At 61.2% G+C, this 15,171-nt stretch carries 18 protein-coding genes; 8 read left to right on the plus strand and 10 right to left on the minus strand.

What is annotated here, in order from left to right:
- The first annotated feature begins 17 nt into the window (after positions 1-17).
- The 4 genes from K3762_RS04245 to K3762_RS04260 all read left to right on the plus strand — a co-directional run bounded on the left by K3762_RS04245 (position 18) and on the right by K3762_RS04260 (position 2,726).
- Positions 18-959 (plus strand): flagellin, encoded by a 942-nt coding sequence (locus tag K3762_RS04245; RefSeq protein WP_120350422.1) that lies wholly within the window; start codon positions 18-20, stop codon positions 957-959.
- A gap of 105 nt (positions 960-1,064) precedes the next feature.
- On the plus strand, positions 1,065-1,469 hold the full coding sequence (gene flaF, locus K3762_RS04250) for a flagellar biosynthesis regulator FlaF (protein ID WP_260011719.1): 405 nt from the start codon (positions 1,065-1,067) through the stop codon (positions 1,467-1,469).
- Between the two features lies 1 nt (position 1,470).
- Complete coding sequence (locus K3762_RS04255) at positions 1,471-1,896, plus strand: flagellar biosynthesis repressor FlbT (RefSeq protein ID WP_132445018.1); 426 nt, start codon at positions 1,471-1,473, stop codon at positions 1,894-1,896.
- Positions 1,893-2,726, plus strand: a complete 834-nt coding sequence (locus K3762_RS04260; protein WP_132445020.1) for a DUF1217 domain-containing protein — start codon at positions 1,893-1,895, stop codon at positions 2,724-2,726. Before K3762_RS04255 ends, K3762_RS04260 begins: the two co-directional genes overlap by 4 nt.
- A 6-nt stretch (positions 2,727-2,732) precedes the next feature.
- On the opposite strand, the gene K3762_RS04265 is transcribed toward K3762_RS04260, so the two are convergent.
- The 5 genes from K3762_RS04265 to fliF are packed head-to-tail and all read right to left on the minus strand — an operon-like array spanning position 2,733 to position 7,435.
- Positions 2,733-3,782 carry a flagellar motor switch protein FliG gene (locus K3762_RS04265; RefSeq protein WP_067629210.1) on the minus strand — a complete coding sequence of 350 codons (1,050 nt, stop codon included), beginning with the start codon at positions 3,780-3,782 and terminating at the stop codon, positions 2,733-2,735.
- Positions 3,783-3,804: 22 nt separating this feature from the next.
- Positions 3,805-4,641 carry a flagellar type III secretion system pore protein FliP gene (gene fliP, locus K3762_RS04270; protein WP_132445022.1) on the minus strand — a complete coding sequence of 279 codons (837 nt, stop codon included), beginning with the start codon at positions 4,639-4,641 and terminating at the stop codon, positions 3,805-3,807.
- Positions 4,628-5,086: a FliM/FliN family flagellar motor switch protein gene (locus K3762_RS04275; protein ID WP_120350427.1), complete on the minus strand. Its 459-nt coding sequence runs from the start codon at positions 5,084-5,086 to the stop codon at positions 4,628-4,630. Before K3762_RS04275 ends, fliP begins: the two co-directional genes overlap by 14 nt.
- Entirely contained in the window at positions 5,073-5,735 is a 663-nt protein-coding gene (locus tag K3762_RS04280) for a FliH/SctL family protein (RefSeq protein WP_120350428.1), read from the minus strand. The genes K3762_RS04275 and K3762_RS04280 overlap by 14 nt, the downstream gene beginning before the upstream one ends.
- Positions 5,732-7,435, minus strand: a complete 1,704-nt coding sequence (fliF, locus tag K3762_RS04285) for a flagellar basal-body MS-ring/collar protein FliF (protein ID WP_120350429.1) — start codon at positions 7,433-7,435, stop codon at positions 5,732-5,734. Before fliF ends, K3762_RS04280 begins: the two co-directional genes overlap by 4 nt.
- Before the next feature lie 182 nt (positions 7,436-7,617).
- Between fliF and K3762_RS04290 the strand changes: the two genes are divergently transcribed.
- Genes K3762_RS04290 through K3762_RS04305 form a run of 4 tightly spaced genes read left to right on the plus strand, consistent with a single transcriptional unit; the run spans position 7,618 to position 10,103 of the window.
- A complete protein-coding gene (locus K3762_RS04290; protein WP_120350430.1) occupies positions 7,618-8,151 on the plus strand; it encodes a flagellar basal body-associated FliL family protein in 534 nt (177 codons plus the stop codon).
- Positions 8,148-9,095 (plus strand): flagellar motor switch protein FliM, encoded by a 948-nt coding sequence (locus K3762_RS04295; RefSeq protein WP_132445024.1) that lies wholly within the window; start codon positions 8,148-8,150, stop codon positions 9,093-9,095. Before K3762_RS04290 ends, K3762_RS04295 begins: the two co-directional genes overlap by 4 nt.
- Positions 9,076-9,477: a flagellar motor switch protein gene (locus tag K3762_RS04300; RefSeq protein ID WP_132445026.1), complete on the plus strand. Its 402-nt coding sequence runs from the start codon at positions 9,076-9,078 to the stop codon at positions 9,475-9,477. The genes K3762_RS04295 and K3762_RS04300 overlap by 20 nt, the downstream gene beginning before the upstream one ends.
- The gene (locus K3762_RS04305) at positions 9,474-10,103 is read left to right on the plus strand and encodes a MotE family protein (RefSeq protein WP_120350433.1); all 630 of its coding nucleotides are present in this window, start codon (positions 9,474-9,476) and stop codon (positions 10,101-10,103) included. Before K3762_RS04300 ends, K3762_RS04305 begins: the two co-directional genes overlap by 4 nt.
- 9 nt (positions 10,104-10,112) lie before the next feature.
- On the opposite strand, the gene flhB is transcribed toward K3762_RS04305, so the two are convergent.
- The 5 genes from flhB to fliQ are packed head-to-tail and all read right to left on the minus strand — an operon-like array spanning position 10,113 to position 15,170.
- Positions 10,113-11,231 carry a flagellar biosynthesis protein FlhB gene (flhB, locus tag K3762_RS04310; RefSeq protein WP_132445027.1) on the minus strand — a complete coding sequence of 373 codons (1,119 nt, stop codon included), beginning with the start codon at positions 11,229-11,231 and terminating at the stop codon, positions 10,113-10,115.
- A 3-nt stretch (positions 11,232-11,234) separates the two neighbouring features.
- Entirely contained in the window at positions 11,235-11,990 is a 756-nt protein-coding gene (locus tag K3762_RS04315) for a flagellar biosynthetic protein FliR (protein ID WP_120350435.1), read from the minus strand.
- Positions 11,991-11,992: 2 nt separating this feature from the next.
- Positions 11,993-14,077 carry a flagellar biosynthesis protein FlhA gene (gene flhA, locus K3762_RS04320; RefSeq protein ID WP_132445029.1) on the minus strand — a complete coding sequence of 695 codons (2,085 nt, stop codon included), beginning with the start codon at positions 14,075-14,077 and terminating at the stop codon, positions 11,993-11,995.
- Positions 14,074-14,904 (minus strand): lytic transglycosylase domain-containing protein, encoded by an 831-nt coding sequence (locus tag K3762_RS04325; RefSeq protein WP_132445031.1) that lies wholly within the window; start codon positions 14,902-14,904, stop codon positions 14,074-14,076. The genes flhA and K3762_RS04325 overlap by 4 nt, the downstream gene beginning before the upstream one ends.
- Positions 14,901-15,170: a flagellar biosynthesis protein FliQ gene (gene fliQ / locus K3762_RS04330; RefSeq protein WP_067261035.1), complete on the minus strand. Its 270-nt coding sequence runs from the start codon at positions 15,168-15,170 to the stop codon at positions 14,901-14,903. Before fliQ ends, K3762_RS04325 begins: the two co-directional genes overlap by 4 nt.
- Position 15,171 lies beyond the last annotated feature (1 nt).

Consider the following 15,171-nt stretch of genomic DNA (forward strand, 5'->3'; position numbering starts at 1 on the left):
TAGTCTGGAATAAGAACATGTCTTCGATCAACACAAACACCTCCGCAATGAATGCTCTCGCAACTCTGCGGAACGTCAACTCGAACCTTGGGACAACCCAAGACCGTATCTCGACCGGTCTCAAAGTTTCTTCCGGTAAGGACAACGCAGCTTACTTCGCGATTTCCGAAACCATGAAGGGCGACAGCGGCATGACCAAAGCCGTGAATGAGAGCCTGACACTGACCAAGAACTCGGTTGCGACCGCGCGTCTTGGCGCAGAGCAGTTCTCCGAGCTTGCATCGGAATTCCGTGACAAGGTTGCATTCGCCCAAGAGAACAAGGGGGGTCTGACCGAAATCGAAGCCGACCTGACCCGTCTCGTGGCCGACATGGACGCGATCATTTCGCAGTCGACCTTTAACGGCGACGACTTGGTTAACGCAGAGGGCACAGCAACGGACGGGACCGCGGCCACCGCGTCAACGATTGATCCCGCAACTGGTATAATCACGGATGGCACCAGCGGCGCAAAAGCGGCGCGTGAAGTCGTAAGCGGTATCAGCCGTGATTCTGCTGGCAACCTGACCACGACTAAGATCAGCGTCTCCCCGGTCGACCTGAACGGTCAGCGCGAGCAATTCGCCCTGATCGCGACAGGCTTTGCGACGAACGCGGGCAACGCCACCACCGGTGAAGCTTTCCTTGCGCAAGTGCTGACCGAGGCCGATGAAGCCAAAACAGCTTCCGTAAGTGCCTCCACAACTCTGGGTCAGGCCGAAAAGTCGATCGAGCGTCAGCAGGAATTCCTGACCAAGCTCTCCGACAACCTCGACACTGGCGTTGGCGCGATGGTTGACGCCAACATGGAAGAAGAAGCCGCCCGTCTTCAGGCGCTTCAGGTTCAGCAGCAGCTGGCATCGCAGTCCCTGTCGATCGCCAACCAGGCACCGCAGAACATCCTGAGCCTGTTCCGTTAAGGATTAGGGTTTTCGGGGCCAGAGCCTAGCGCTTTGGCCCCGGTCCAACCGCCTCAGAATTTGCGGTTGGCAGGCAGCAAACTATAAAAACAAGGAAGAATTCCTATGGGGCTGGCAGCATACAAACGAACAATTCGCGAAAGCGAAACCCCGCGGCAGATCGAGCGCCGCATCCTGAGCCGCGTCACACATGACCTTGCCGAAAAGGGCCAAGGCTTTGATGCGACCGAGGATAAAAGCGAGCGGTTGAACATCCTCGCCTCCGGTCTGCGCGATGCAATCTACGAAAATCAACGGTTCTGGTCGGCCCTGCGCCATGACCTATCTGAGCCGGAAAACAAGATGCCTAATGCGTTGAAAGCGTCGCTGATCTCCATCGCACTTTGGGTGGACCGTCATAGCACCGCGCTGATGGCAGGCGAGGGGCGTCTGGCGGGTCTCGTTGAGATCAATGGCAACATTGCCGCAGGTTTGGCCGGGCAGGCCGCGCCGCAGATGCAGGAGGTGTAAGATGCTGAAACTCACCCTCCGCCCCCGTGAACGTGTGGTCGTGAACGGCTGCGTCATCCGCAACGGCGACCGCCGTCAGGCGCTGACCGTCGAAAACCGCGCCGACATTGTGCGCGAGTCCGATCTGTTGAAGCCGGATGCGGAATCCACGCCCGTGTCCAAGGTCTATTTCTTGGTGCAAACCGCGCTGATCCGTCCCGATACCCGCGATCAAATCTTGCCGATGATCCAGCAAGGCTTGGCTGATCTCGCCTGTTGCTTTGGCGCTGAGATGCGCAGCCGGATCATGGAAGCGGCGAACTTCGTCTCTATGGCCGACTTCTACAAAGCGATGAGCGAATTGCGCGGGGTTCTCAAATACGAGACTGAGCTGATGCAGCTTCGCCCGGCGCCTCCGGCGCCTAACCATGAGGCCGCGCACGCATGATTTCGCTGGGCGGTATCGGCACGCAGGTGGCGGTTAAGCTGTTTGACGCAACGCGCGACAAACAGCTCGACCTTGCCGCCAACGATGCCTTGAACGCCCGGCAGATCGAAGCCTTTAAAGAGCGTATCGGCGACATCAAATCTGCGAAGGAATTTGTTGCCGATACCGAAGTTTATACTTTTGTCATGCGGGCTTTTGATCTTGAGGATCAGATCTTCGGCAAGGCAATGATCCGCAAAACGCTAGAGAGCAATTCCGATGAGTCTTCGGCTCTGGTGAACCGGCTGAGCAACCCGAAGATCAAAGATATGTACGATACGTTGGGCTTTGCCCCCGATGGTGGGCGGAGCTTTAACTTCAATCGCACGGGCTGGCAGGATGAGATGATCGACCGGTTCAAAGAACGGGTCGTTCTAAACTCTGCCGGGGAAGACAACGAAGGCGCCCGGATTGCCTTGGAGTTCAAATCCAAAGCCTCTGAAATCAACACTTGGCTCGACGTGTTGAAAGACGAAGACCTCGGCAGCTTTATGCGCCGTGCGCTTGGCGTACCGGATGAGGCGATTGGGGTCGATCTCGACCGCCAGATCGCGCTTTTTGAACAGAAGTTCGACATCGAAAAGCTGAAAGACCCCGCCGAGGTCGACAAGCTCGTCTCGCGGTTCTCGGCGATTTACGATGCGGTAGAGGGTGTCTCGTCGTCGTCGAACACCGTGCTTTCGCTGATGCAGGGGGCCGTCTCTATCGGTCAGGGCGGCACCTTCACGGCCATCACCATCGACATCCCCACGATCACTGGTGGCTACAGCGCGTCGAGCGCCTACCGCTGATCCTCTTTATTCGATGAATTCGTCGTCATCGGCTGCCGAGGGCAGTTCGATCACGCCCTCGTCGGCGAGGGTCTTGGCATATTCCACCATGGCGGCCTGTGCGGCGCGCACGTCGCGGCCCCGGACCGGACCGGTGGCGGCCATCTCGTCCATCAGCATCTGACGCGAGCGTTGTGGCAGGCATTCCATCAGGTGATCGCGCTGCTCTTTCTTGGCGCCGCGCATCGCCATGGGCAGGGTGGCCCCATCCAGCCCGCGCATCACCTGCGCCAAGTCCTGCATCGGCAGTTTGAACAGATCGTCAAAGACGAACATACGCTGTTTGATGGCTTGGAAAGCGTCGGGAATACGCGCGTCCAGCGCACCGGAAAGCTCTTCGAATGCCTGCACATCCAACTGGTTAAACAGATCCGCCATGCGCTGATGCGTCTCGACCGAATTGGTGTGCATCGCGTTCGACAGAATGTCTTGTTTCAACGTCTCTTCGATCTGCTGCATCATGTGCAGCGGCACCGCCTCCATCGCGATCATGCGCTCGGCGATGTCTTGCATCCGCTCAGGGCCCAGCAGCGGCAGCACTTTGGCGGCCACGCTGGTGTCGACGTTGTTGAGGATCGCCGCCGCAGTCTGGTCGTGCTCGCCCTTGAGATAGTTGGCGATCACCGTCTCATCCAGCGCGCCAAAGCCGCGCCACATGGCGTTCTCGCGCTCGCTGTCCTTGAGCCCGGCCATGATGCTGGTCACCTGTTCTTCGGGCATGAACTTGCGCAGCATGGACTCTGCCGTCGACAGCGACCCTACGACCGATCCTGTGCCGCTGACCACCTTTTGAGTGAACTCTTTAAGCACATGTTCCACCACCTCTGCGGGGATCGGGCCAAGGCGGCTCATGGCGCTGGTGATGCGTTCAATCTCGGCGGTGCCGAGCTTTTGCATGAGTTCCGAACCGGTCTGCTCTCCGAGGCAGAGAAAGGTGATGGCCGCCTTGGTGGGACCGTTCAGATCCTCCACCGTGATGGGCTTTCTGCGGGTTTTGGAAAGGGCATTGGTCGACATGGTTAAATCCTTTCAGTGCAGGTCAGCCACCGGCAAGCGGCACATAGCTTTCGATCAGCGATCCTGCCAGCATGTACCAACCGTCGATCAGCACAAAGAAGATCACCTTGAACGGCAGGGAGATCAACACCGGGGGCAGCATCATCATGCCCGCACTCATCAAGACCGAGGCGATGATGAGGTCAATGGCGACGAAGGGCAGGTAGATCAGAAAGCCGATGGTAAAGGCGCGGCGCAGTTCCGAGATCATGAAGGCCGGAACGAGATGGCGAAAGGTGGCCTCCTCTGCCGAGGCGGGCAGGGGGGTCTCTTCGGCCTCTTCATCCGTTGGGGCGATGCGCAGGAACAGGGCGTAATCCTCGGGCCGGGTGTTGACGTACATGAAGTTTTTGAAGGGCGTGGCGATCCGCTCCAGCGCCTGTTCTTCGCCGATGGCGTTTTCCAACAGCGGCTCGACCCCGGCCTCATAGGCGTCCTTGAACACTGGCTGCATGACGAAGAAGGTCATGAACAGCGCCAGCGAGGTCAGCACGATATTGGGCGGGGTCTGGTTCAGGCCAAGGGCCGAGCGCAGCATCGACAGGACGATGACAAAGCGCGTGAAGCTGGTCATCACCACCAAGAGCCCCGGCGCGATGCTAAGCACGGTGACCAGCGCGATGAACTGAACGATCCGGCCCGACAGATTGGCGTTTTCGTCACTGCCGGGCGCGGTGTCGCCAATCACATCCGACAGCGTGGAGAGAAACCCTCCGTCTTGGGCCATGGCCATGCCGCCACTGGCGAGAAGCACCAGCAGGGCAAGGCCCATGCGGCCCGACGCATAGGCGCGCAGAGAGGGGAGGTCAGTCAGGGACATAGTCCTTGACGATCTGGGTCAGGGACACGCCAAGCCGGTCTTCGCCGACCTTCACAAGATCCCCGCGTGCCACCAGACGGTCAGAGACCATGAGGTCGACCGGTGCGCCGATTTTGCGGTTCAACTCTACGATAGAGCCTCGGGTGAGTTCCAGCAGGCGCGAGATCGGCATGCGGGCTTGGCCCAGCACGATCTGCACATCAAGGCCGACGTTCAACATGGCGTTGATGCCAGCGCCACCGGCCTCGGGGCGGGGGGCAAGGGCGTTGCGCGAGTCTTCGGTGTCGAGTTGCGGGAAGACGCCCGCGTCATCGCTGCCTGTGCTGGCGGTATTGCCGAAGGCGTCAGCGCGCGGCTGTTCTTGCGCGCCGGGTGTGGCGTCGGGCGGGGTGCCTTTCGCGGCGTTGTTGTCATCTTTGGGCGATTGCAGGTCAGGCTTGTCCATTTCCGTCCTTCTCCTTTTGTGCTGTCAGCGCCCGCGCATGGGTGTCGCGCAATTCGGCGAGCAGGCGGTCGCAAATCTTTTTGAACCCGTAATCAAGGCTGCCGTGATCCCATTCCATCCGGGCATCCCCATCGGGCAGGTCGGCATCGGCGCGCAGGTCCAGCACGCCGTCGCATTTGTAGTACACAGCGCGTTGGCGCAGGTCTGGGCCGATCTGGTCAAGCGTGGCGGGCGACAGGCGCACTTTGATCTGGCTCGACCCGATGGCCATTTTCAGCGATTGGGTCACGGTCTTTTTCACCCGCGCGGTCGACAGGCGTTCGATCACCTCGGGCAGGACGATCTCGCAGGTTTGCAAGGTAAAGCCCACGATCTGCGCCATCAGCGCCTCTTGATGGGCCTGCATCGCCTGCGACAGCCGCGCCAGTTCCTGTGCCAGCTTTTCAGCCATCACGGCATGTTCGGCCTGCATGGTCTGGTGCATCTCGGCCCGGCCCGCGTCGGCCCCGGCCAGATAGCCTTCGATATGGCCTTGCTTATGGGCCTTTTTGATCTTCGCTTCGATTTCTTCGGGCGTGGGCAGCGCCGGATCCTGCGGCTTGCTTTTGCCGTCTTCGTCGAAGTTTTGCAGCTTGAGGGTCGTGATCACAGATCATCCCCTTCCGACAGCCATTGGCCCAGAACCCGCAGGGCGTCTTCGGTGTTGTCTTCGGCCAGTTCGGCTACGGCGCGCAACTGGCTGTGTTGCACCGCGCCCTCGACCGAAGCAAGTTGCACCATGTCGCGGGGCATCTCGTCCATTGGGCCAAGCACCGCACCGGTTTGGACGCCCGCCGGGGTGGGCAGGCGGTTTGGCGGGGTTTCGTTCTGGGTGCCGCCGGTCAGCGCTTTTGGCGCGTTATCCTGCTCAGGACCGTCTAGCAGGCCCGCGTCTGCGCCAGCACCGGCCAGCGCGGGCTGGGGCAGGGTGGCATCCAGCACCATGCGCAGCGGGCGCGCGCCCAGCACCATGATGATCGCCACCAGCGCCAAGGCAAAGAGCGACCGCAGGATGGTCATGGCGTTATCGGCCAGTACCGCGCCCAAGCCACGGCCTGCGGGGCTGCTGAACTCGGAATCGAAATCAAGGAACTGAAGGCTGTCGACCTGCACCTGATCGCCGCGTGCCTGATCAAAGCCGATGGCCGTGCTGACCAGTTGGCTCAGACGTTGCATTTCTTCGGGGCTGCGCTCGATATAGCCCTCGGACCCGTCGGGCAGGGTGCCATAGCTGCCGTTCACCAGCACGGCGACCGAGATACGCTCGATATCGCCCGGCTCGCGCACAAGCTCGCTCTGGATCGAGCCGATTTCGTAGTTGATGATCTCGTCGTTCTCAGAGCGGGTGGACTGCCCCGCGCCGCCGCCCGCATCGTCGCGCAGCTCATCGGGGATGTTATTGGCCACATCCACCGTCGCCGCCGCCGGGTCGGTTTCATTGGAGTTGCGCACGCGGGTTTCGATCGACCGCGCCACCTGCTGGGCAGGATCAAAGCTACGCGAGACGCGGACTTCGCGTTCGGTCGTCAGATCGACGCTGACCCGCACGCGGGCATTGCCCGGCCCGACGCGGGCGTTGAGAATGGATTCAACCTTTTGCGCCAGTTGTTCTTCGATCATGCTGCGCTGACCTTGAAGGGAGAAGTCAGAGCTGCCGCCTTCGTCCTTGGCCAAGATCGTCTCACCCGAGGCCGACAGCACGGTCACATTCTGCGCTTCCAAATCCGCCACGGCAGAGGCTACCAATGCTTGGATCGCCTGTGCTTGGCTGCGGGTCATACTGGCGTTGGCTTGCGAGCGCACGATGACCGAGCCGCTGGCCTCGGCCCGGCTGCGCGAAAACGCGGCGCGTTCGGGCAGTACCAGATGCACCCGCGCGGCTTTGATGCCGCTAATGGTTTGGATCGACCGGGCCAGCTCGCCTTCCAGTGCGCGCAGCCGGTTCACCTTTTGCATGAAGGAGTTCATCCCCATGCCGGACATATTGTCGAAAATCTCCCAACCCGGCACGCCTTCGCCCGGCAGCCCCGCATCAGCCAGCGCCATGCGGGCACGGGCGATATCGGTCTCGGCCACCGAAATGGTATCGCCATTGCGCGACAGATCGACCGTGAGCCCCGCCTGTTCCAACGTCTGCATCATCTGCGATGCGGTGCCGGGGCTAAGCTGGCTGTAAACCGGAACATAGGTAGGGGCGAGGATGGTCCGCGCGCCGATAAAGATGGCCGCGGTGATCGCCAGACCGATGCCGCCCAGAAGAGCCAGCCGCTTTGGACCTAAATCCTTAAGGTTTTCAACGATCTGATTCACGGGCCCTCACTCGATTGGATAGTCCGAGCATTCCCTGCTCGGTCGCCACTATGCAAGCATATATCGATTTATACTTGTGAGAACCGAAAAATAAACAGGTTTCTGTTGCAATAAAGCTTGTTTGGGGATGTATTTGTTCTTGCATATGGCGCTCCGCGCAGGATCCGATTAAGAGTTGAAGAATGAAAAAGCCTCTTGCTATCCTTGCTGTCGTCTTGCTCTGCCTTCTTGCTGGCGTCGGTGGGGTGACGCTTGCCATCGGTCCTTCGGGGCTTTTGAAAATGGTGGGGCTCGGCGGGGATGAAGCCGTCGAGGATACGGTTGAGACCGCTGACAATGCCCATGGTGAGGAAGGCAGCGAAGACGCGCATGGCGAAAAGCCGAAGACCGAGATCAAGATGCCGGTCATGCCTTTCCCCGAGATCATCGTGAACGTCACCGATACCGGGCCGCAGGGCGGGCAGACCAGCCGATTTCTCAAGCTGAACATGCTGATGGTCTATGACGAAACCGCCGAGGGCGCGGACCGCCTGATCGCGCGTGAGATTTACCTGCGCGACAGCTTCCAAGACTTCCTGCGGCAGTTGCATGTCAGCGACCTGACTGGCAGCTATGGGCTGGCGATGCTGAAGACCGAACTGCTGCGCCGGGCGCGGGCGGTCGGCCACACTGACGCGCCGCATGAAATACTGATTGCCGATATGGTGGTGCAATGACGATAGCGGATTCCTCCGATGCGCTAAGCCTCGAAGAGACGATGATCCGTCAGGCGCGCGAAAGCTTTCAGCGCCTGCCCACGCTTGAGATCATCATCGACCGTCTGTTGCTGGCTTTGGTGCCCGACCTCAAATCCTATTGCACCGTAGCGCCAGAGATCGAGCTCAGCTCGCTGGAATACATGCCCTATGAGGACGCGATGGAGAGCATTCAGGCGCCCTCGCTCATCGCCATCGCCAATGCCGAAGGCTGGGGCAGCCAGATCGCCTGTGTGGTCGAGCCGGACCTGCTGTTTTCGGTCCTAGAAATCATGCTGGGCGGTCGCCGCGCCACAAGCCAACAGTGGAAGCCGCGTGGATTGACTGCGATTGAGCAGAAACTGGGCCGCAGACTGGCGGAACTGTCGCTCAAAGGGCTGGCGCATTGCTTGCATGATGTCAGCCCGGTGCAATTCGACATCCAATCGTTGGAGTCCAATCCCCGGTCGGTCATGCTGGCGGCCCCGCGCACCGCGACGGTGCTGGTCCGGATGCATCTGCAATTCGAAGACCGCAGCGGCCATATGGCCTTGGTGCTGCCCTATGGCACGCTGGATGAGGTCAGCGCGCAGTTGGCGCAGCCGTTCCTTGGCGGGCGCTCGCCCACTGACAGCAACGCGCGCAAGGATATGAACAGCCAGATTTCCAGCACCACGGTCACCATCACCGGCGTGCTCCAAGAGGTGACGATCCCGCTGCATGAGGTGCTGGAATGGAAGCCCGGTCAGGTGATTGATCTGGGCATGACGGTTGATACCCCCGTCGTCGGCATGGTGAACGCGCGGCCGATGTTCCAAGCCGCCTTTGGCCAGCGCAGCAATGGCGCCTTGGCGCTGCGGGTGATCCAGTCCTTGCTGCCCAAGGAAAGTCAGGAGGACAGCGACGATGATGCCGGCCTTGATTGATATCCTCATCATCGTGCTGCTGGTCGGCACGCTGGTCTATGCCTTTATTCTTGATCGTCGGGTTCGCGCGCTCATGACCACCTTGAAGGAAATGGAGCCGATGGTTGGGGCCTTTTCCAGCGCGGTTGATCAATCCGCCAAATCGGTTGACGACCTCCGCGATCTCAGCACCAAGGTGCAGCGCCCCGAGCCACCCGTGCAGCGCGACACCCCGCAGCCGCGCCAAGCCGCGGCTGAGCCTGCCGCCGCAGGCCAAAGCCCCGCACAGATGCGTGCCGCGCGTCTCAAAGGGCGTTCCCAAGTGCGGGGGCAGGCGGCGGTGCAGGGCAAATCCGAGCTGGTCCGCACCTTTTTCGACATCACCAAGGAGCGTAAGGAATGAGCCGTATCTCCCTACCAAAGATCGCGCTTTTTGGCCTTGGCGTCGCCGGGGTGCTCAAGCTCACGGTTGAGTTCATGCCAATGATGGCCATCGCCGAGACGCCGGGTGACACACCCCCGGTACCGGTCGAGCTTGCCGCAGCCCCCGCGCCGCCCAGCTATGACGCCAGCGCCCCGGGTCAGAGCGGCATGTGCGAGCCGAGCCATCTGATCGCCGAGGCCATCGCCGAAGAGCGTGCCCTGCTCAAAGACCAACGCGACACGATCGCCGACCGGGAAGCCAAGCTGGCGCTGGCCGAAGAAAGCCTCAAGGCCGAGCAGACCCGGCTGGCCAGCCTGCGCGATGAGATCGGCGCGCAATTGAAGGTGATCGAAGAGGCCAACAACCAAGACATGACCAAACTGGTCGAGCTTTATCGCAACATGAAGCCGCAGGTGGCGGCGGGCATCATGGATGAAATCGACGTGGAAACCGCCGTGCAGGTGATCGGTGCCATGCCCGAACGCGATGCCGCGCAGATCATGGGCTCGTTCAGCCTTGTCCGTGCGCGGTTGATCACCAAAATCCTGCTGGAACGCTCCAAACTCCCCGCCGACCGCAATCTCGAAGGGCTGCGCCTGCGCTGAGCGGGCGGGTTAATCTTCGCGGATCGACGACCCCGCGGGCGGCTTGCGGCGCACGTTGCGGCGCAGATCCATGACAAAGCCGATGATCTCGGCCACCGCTTGCCAATGCTCCATCGGGATACGGTCATCCACTTCCACCGCTGCATGTAGCGCACGGGCCAACGGGCGGTTTTCGATCATCGGAATGTCGTGCTCTTTGGCCAGTTCGCGGATGCGGTGGGCCATCACATCCGCCCCCTTGGCTACACAGACTGGCACATCATCGACGCCCTGTTCATATTTCAGCGCCACGGCGTAATGGGTCGGGTTGGTCAGGATCACACTGGCATTGGGGATGGCCTGCGCGATGCGCTGGCGGGCGCGGGCGCGGCGCAATTCGGCACGGCGGCCCTTGATCTGCGGATCGCCCTCGCTGTCTTTATGCTCGTCGCGGATTTCCTTGAGGCTCATCATCTGCTTTTTCTTCCACTGCGCACGCTTCCAGATGATGTCGGCAATGGCGATGGGCACCAGCAGCACGGTGGTGACCAGAAAGATCCAGCGCACCTTTTGCAAGGCCGCATCCAGCAATGTCTCGGGGATGAAGGCCTGTGTCTGACCCAGCGATTGCGCAATATCGCGCACGGCCCAGACGGTGATGAAGCCGATCACCAGCACCTTGGCGGTGTTCTTGGCAAACTCAACAAAGGCTTCGGCCGAGAACAGCCGCTTGAACCCCGACAGCGGGTTCAGTTTGGAAATTTTCGGCTTGATCCGTTCGGCGGAGACCACGGTTTCCCCTTGGATCAGCACCCCAAAGAGGGCCGCCAACACCATGATCCCCGCGACCGGCATCATCGCCAGCCCCAGCGTAAACCCAAGTGACTTCAGCACATTCCCGGCCTCAACGACCCCGGTGCCGCCGGTGCCAATGGCGGTGACACCAGCGTCCAGCAGCGGGCCTTGCAGCGCTTCGACGATCCGGCCAATCGAACTTGGCAGCACGAAGATCAGGATCATCAGCAGGGCAAAGACCAGCATCGCCGTGCCGGTCTCACGCGATTGAGGCACGTCGCCCTTCTTGCGCGCGTCGCGGAGCTTTTTCTCCGTCGGCTCTTCGGTCTTACTGCTCTTGTCCTCGTCTGACATGGCCTAGAATCCGTAGGTGGTGAGCCAATTCGCGAAAGGCTCAAGAAACCCGCGCATCATGGTCGGAACCGCCAGCACCATCAAGGCCAGCCCCGCGGCAATCAGCAAGGGCTGGGCAATAAAGAAGACCTGAAGGCTCGCCATCATGCGGTTGGCCAGACCCATCCCGACGTTCAGCACCAGACCCGCCACATAGAAAGGCGCGGCGATCGACAGCCCAAGATACAGGCTGACCTGCGTCGCGCGGGCAAACTGATCGGTCAGATCGGCCAACATGAAGGTGCCGGGGATGAAAACCTGATAGGACATCAGCAAGGATTCAATAATCAGGTGGTGCAGGTCAGTGATGAAAATCAGCGCCGTGGCCCCGATCAGCAGCATCGCCGCCATGCTCGTGGCTCCCTCAAACGCGCCAATGTTGGGGGCCAAGGCATTGGCCAGCCCCGACATCAACGCCATCTGATAGCCCGCGAATTGCAGCGCCGAGAGCAGGGTGCGCGCCACCAGCCCGATCCACAGGCCCACGGTGATCTCGGAACCGAAGATCAACAGCAGGGCGCCGGGGCGATCCTCGGCCACCGGGCCAAGGCCCGTGACCGGATAAAGCGCGGCACTCAGGATCAGACCAAAGAACAGCCGGTGCCGCGTGGGCACCGAGGTTTCAGCAAAGCCCGGCATGAACAAAAGCGCGCTGCCGATGCGGGCGAAGACGACGAAATATCCCATCAGCGCGTCGGTCAAAAGGGCGGACAGGTCCATCCCTAGCCCCCGATGGTGGCGACGGTCCGCAGGGATACCTTGCGATGAATTTCGGCGTTGGAAATCACCGGCGTCATCGGGCTGACCCGCTCCAACATGGAGCGCACATAGGACCGCGCCTCGGGGTTGACCATCAGCGCGGGCCAGCTGTCCTCGGAGGCGAAGCGCTGGATCTGCTGGCGGGCTTGCAGCACGAATTCCTGTACCCGTTTGGGGGACATGACGAATGTGCGATCCTCGCCGACGATCTTGACCGCCTCGATGAACTCGGCCTCCCACGAGGGCGACAGGGTGATGACAGGCACGAAGCCCTGACCATCGGACAGGCCTTGGCAAATCTGGCTCGACAGGCGGCGGCGGACGTTTTCAAGCACCAGCGCGGGTTTGGAGGTCTGGCGCGTGGCTTCGGCCATCGCCTCTACGATCAGCGGCAGGTTGCGGATCGAGACACGCTCGAGCAGCAGTTCCTGCAACACCTGCTGCACCAGAATGGCGGGGGAGGGGACGGGCAGGTCGTTGACCAGCTTTTGATAATTCCGGTCCAGCCCCTCAATCGCCTCTTTCGCCGAACCGTAGGTGAGCAGTTCAGACATGTTTTCCTTGACCACTTCGGTCAGGTGCGTGGTGATCACGCTTTCGGGGTCCACCACCGTATAGCCCTGCGCCTCGGCCTGATCGGCAACCTTGCTGTCGACCCAAAGCGCGTCCAGCCCAAAGGTGGGTTCGCGCGTGGCCTCACCCGGCAGTTGCAGCGGCGCGCCCTCGGGGTTGATCACCATCATCTGATTGGCGCGAATGTCGCCCTTGGCCACATCAACGCCGTGGATTTGGAAGGAATAGCTGTTGATCGGCAGGCTCACGTCATCCTTGATCCGGACCGAGGGCATGGGAAAGCCGAACTCTTCGGCGAAATGCTTGCGCAGGGATTTGATCTTGCTCGGCAGCACCGCGTCTGGGCGGTTGGCCAGCGCCACCAGCCCTTCGCCCAGAACCAACCGCAACTCATCGAGGTGCATCGGGTTGCTGTCGACCTCTGGCATGTCCTGCTGTTTCTGCGCTTCTGCATCGGCCTTTGCCTTGGCCTCTGCCGCCTCTGCCGCGCCGCGCTGGATCACCACGCCCAAGCCCACCATGGCAGCGGCCAGAAGGGCGAAGACCAGCAGCGGAAAGCCGGGCAAAAGGCCGATGCCGAACAGCAGCAAGGCCGCCATGTAAAGCGCCTTGGGGAAGTTCGAAAGCTGGTCAAAGACAGCTTCGTTCGCCGCGCCCCGGGTGCCGCCCTTGGTCACGATCAGACCGGCGGCGAGCGAGACGACCAATGCCGGGATTTGGCTCACCAGCCCGTCCCCGATGGTCAGCGAGGTAAAGACGTTAAAGGCATCGCCTACACCCATGCCGCGCTGCACGACACCGATCAGAATGCCGCCGATGACGTTGATCAGCGTGATAATCAGCCCTGCCACCGCATCGCCGCGCACGAATTTTGACGCACCGTCCATCGCCCCGAAGAACGCGCTTTCGTCTTCCAGTTCCTTACGGCGGCGACGGGCCTCATCTTCGTCGATCAGCCCCGCCCCCATATCGGCGTCGATCGCCATCTGCTTGCCCGGCATCGCATCCAGCGAGAACCGCGCGGCAACCTCGGCGATACGGGTCGAACCCTTTGTAATCACGACGAAGTTAATGATCACGAGAATGGCAAAGATCACCACACCGATGACGAAATTACCCGCCACGATGAACTTGGAGAACCCTTGGATCACATCGCCCGCCGCATGCAGACCTGCATGGCCTTCGCTGAGGATTAGCCGGGTTGAGGCCACGTTGAGCGACAGGCGCAACATGGTCGTGACCAGCAGCAGCGTCGGGAAAGAGTTGAACTGCAACGGTGAAGGGATCCAGAGCGCCACCATGAAGATCAACACGCTGAGCGACAGTGACAGCGCCAGCCCGAAATCGAGCAAGATCGGCGGCAGCGGCAAGAACAGAACCGCCAGCACTAGCGCCATGCCAACGGCAAAGCTGACGTCTTTGTTGGCGCTGAACATGCTCAGCTGCGGCAGGATGGTGTTGGGTTTCGTACTCATCCCGCATCCTCCGCGCGGACGGTGGTGAACTGCGGCAGAACCGGCTGCATCTCATGTGCCGAATAGAGCGAACGGCGCGCATTCGCCGCCCCGCCGATCTGCGCGCCCCATGTGGCCTTGGCCGCTAACCTGTCATAACTGCCCGAGGTGCTGCGGGGCGTCTTGCGCGGACGCGCGGGAACGGGGCTGGCACTGGCCAGCGCCTGAAACTCCGGCAGCCGCGCATTGGCGGCGGAAATGTTCTTTTGCAGACGGTCAAGGTAGGTGTCGCGGTACTCAGGCTCGAAAGAATGGTACGACCCCGCGGCCTGCATCCAACTGCCCGTACGCCGGTGCAACCGCTTGAGGAACCGCGCCGCGTAATCGACATTCACCCGCGGATCGAACCCTTGGGCGGGGTTGTCGAAAGCATCCGGGTGCCAGCGCATGTTGATCTGCATACAGCCCACGTCAATGGAGCGGATGCCACTCGCCTGCCGCTCTGCGATCCAATCAAGCGCGGCGTTGCGGCTGTCGAACAGCCGCCCTTCGCCCGCCGCGTTGACCGCATAGGGCCAGACCGTGAAATGCCCGTTGCGCCGGGTGCCCGCCTCTTGCAGTCCAATGGCCAGCAGCAGGTTATCTGGAATGCCATGCCGCGTTTGTGCCGCCAGAATTTCGCGGATGCAGACGCCTTCCGGCCCGCCCTTGGCCGCCAGCGTCTGTGCGGTCGCGGTCACTTTGTCCTTGCGCGTCGGCTCATAGAACGACCCCCAGCCTTGGGCGAGGGCAGGGGTGGCGAGCGCGGCCGCCAAAAGCGCCGCTGCGATATGCCGCCAGCCCCTCACAGCCCACCGTTCTGCACGAGGTCAAAGATTGTGTCCGACAGGTTCTTCAGCGTGGCATACATGAACGGCGTTGCGGCCAGCAGGGTGACAAAGATCATCACGATCTTGGGCACGAAGGTCAGCGTCATTTCCTGAATTTGCGTCAGGGCTTGGAAAAACGCGATCACCAGTCCGATCGCCAGCGCCACCCCCAGCACCGGACCCGAGGCCAAAAGCACGGCCCAGACGGTAGCAGAGATGATGTCATAGGTCTGGGTTTCGGTCATG

This window comes from Sulfitobacter sp. W074, assembly GCF_025142275.1.
GTDB classification, from domain to species: domain Bacteria; phylum Pseudomonadota; class Alphaproteobacteria; order Rhodobacterales; family Rhodobacteraceae; genus Sulfitobacter; species Sulfitobacter profundi.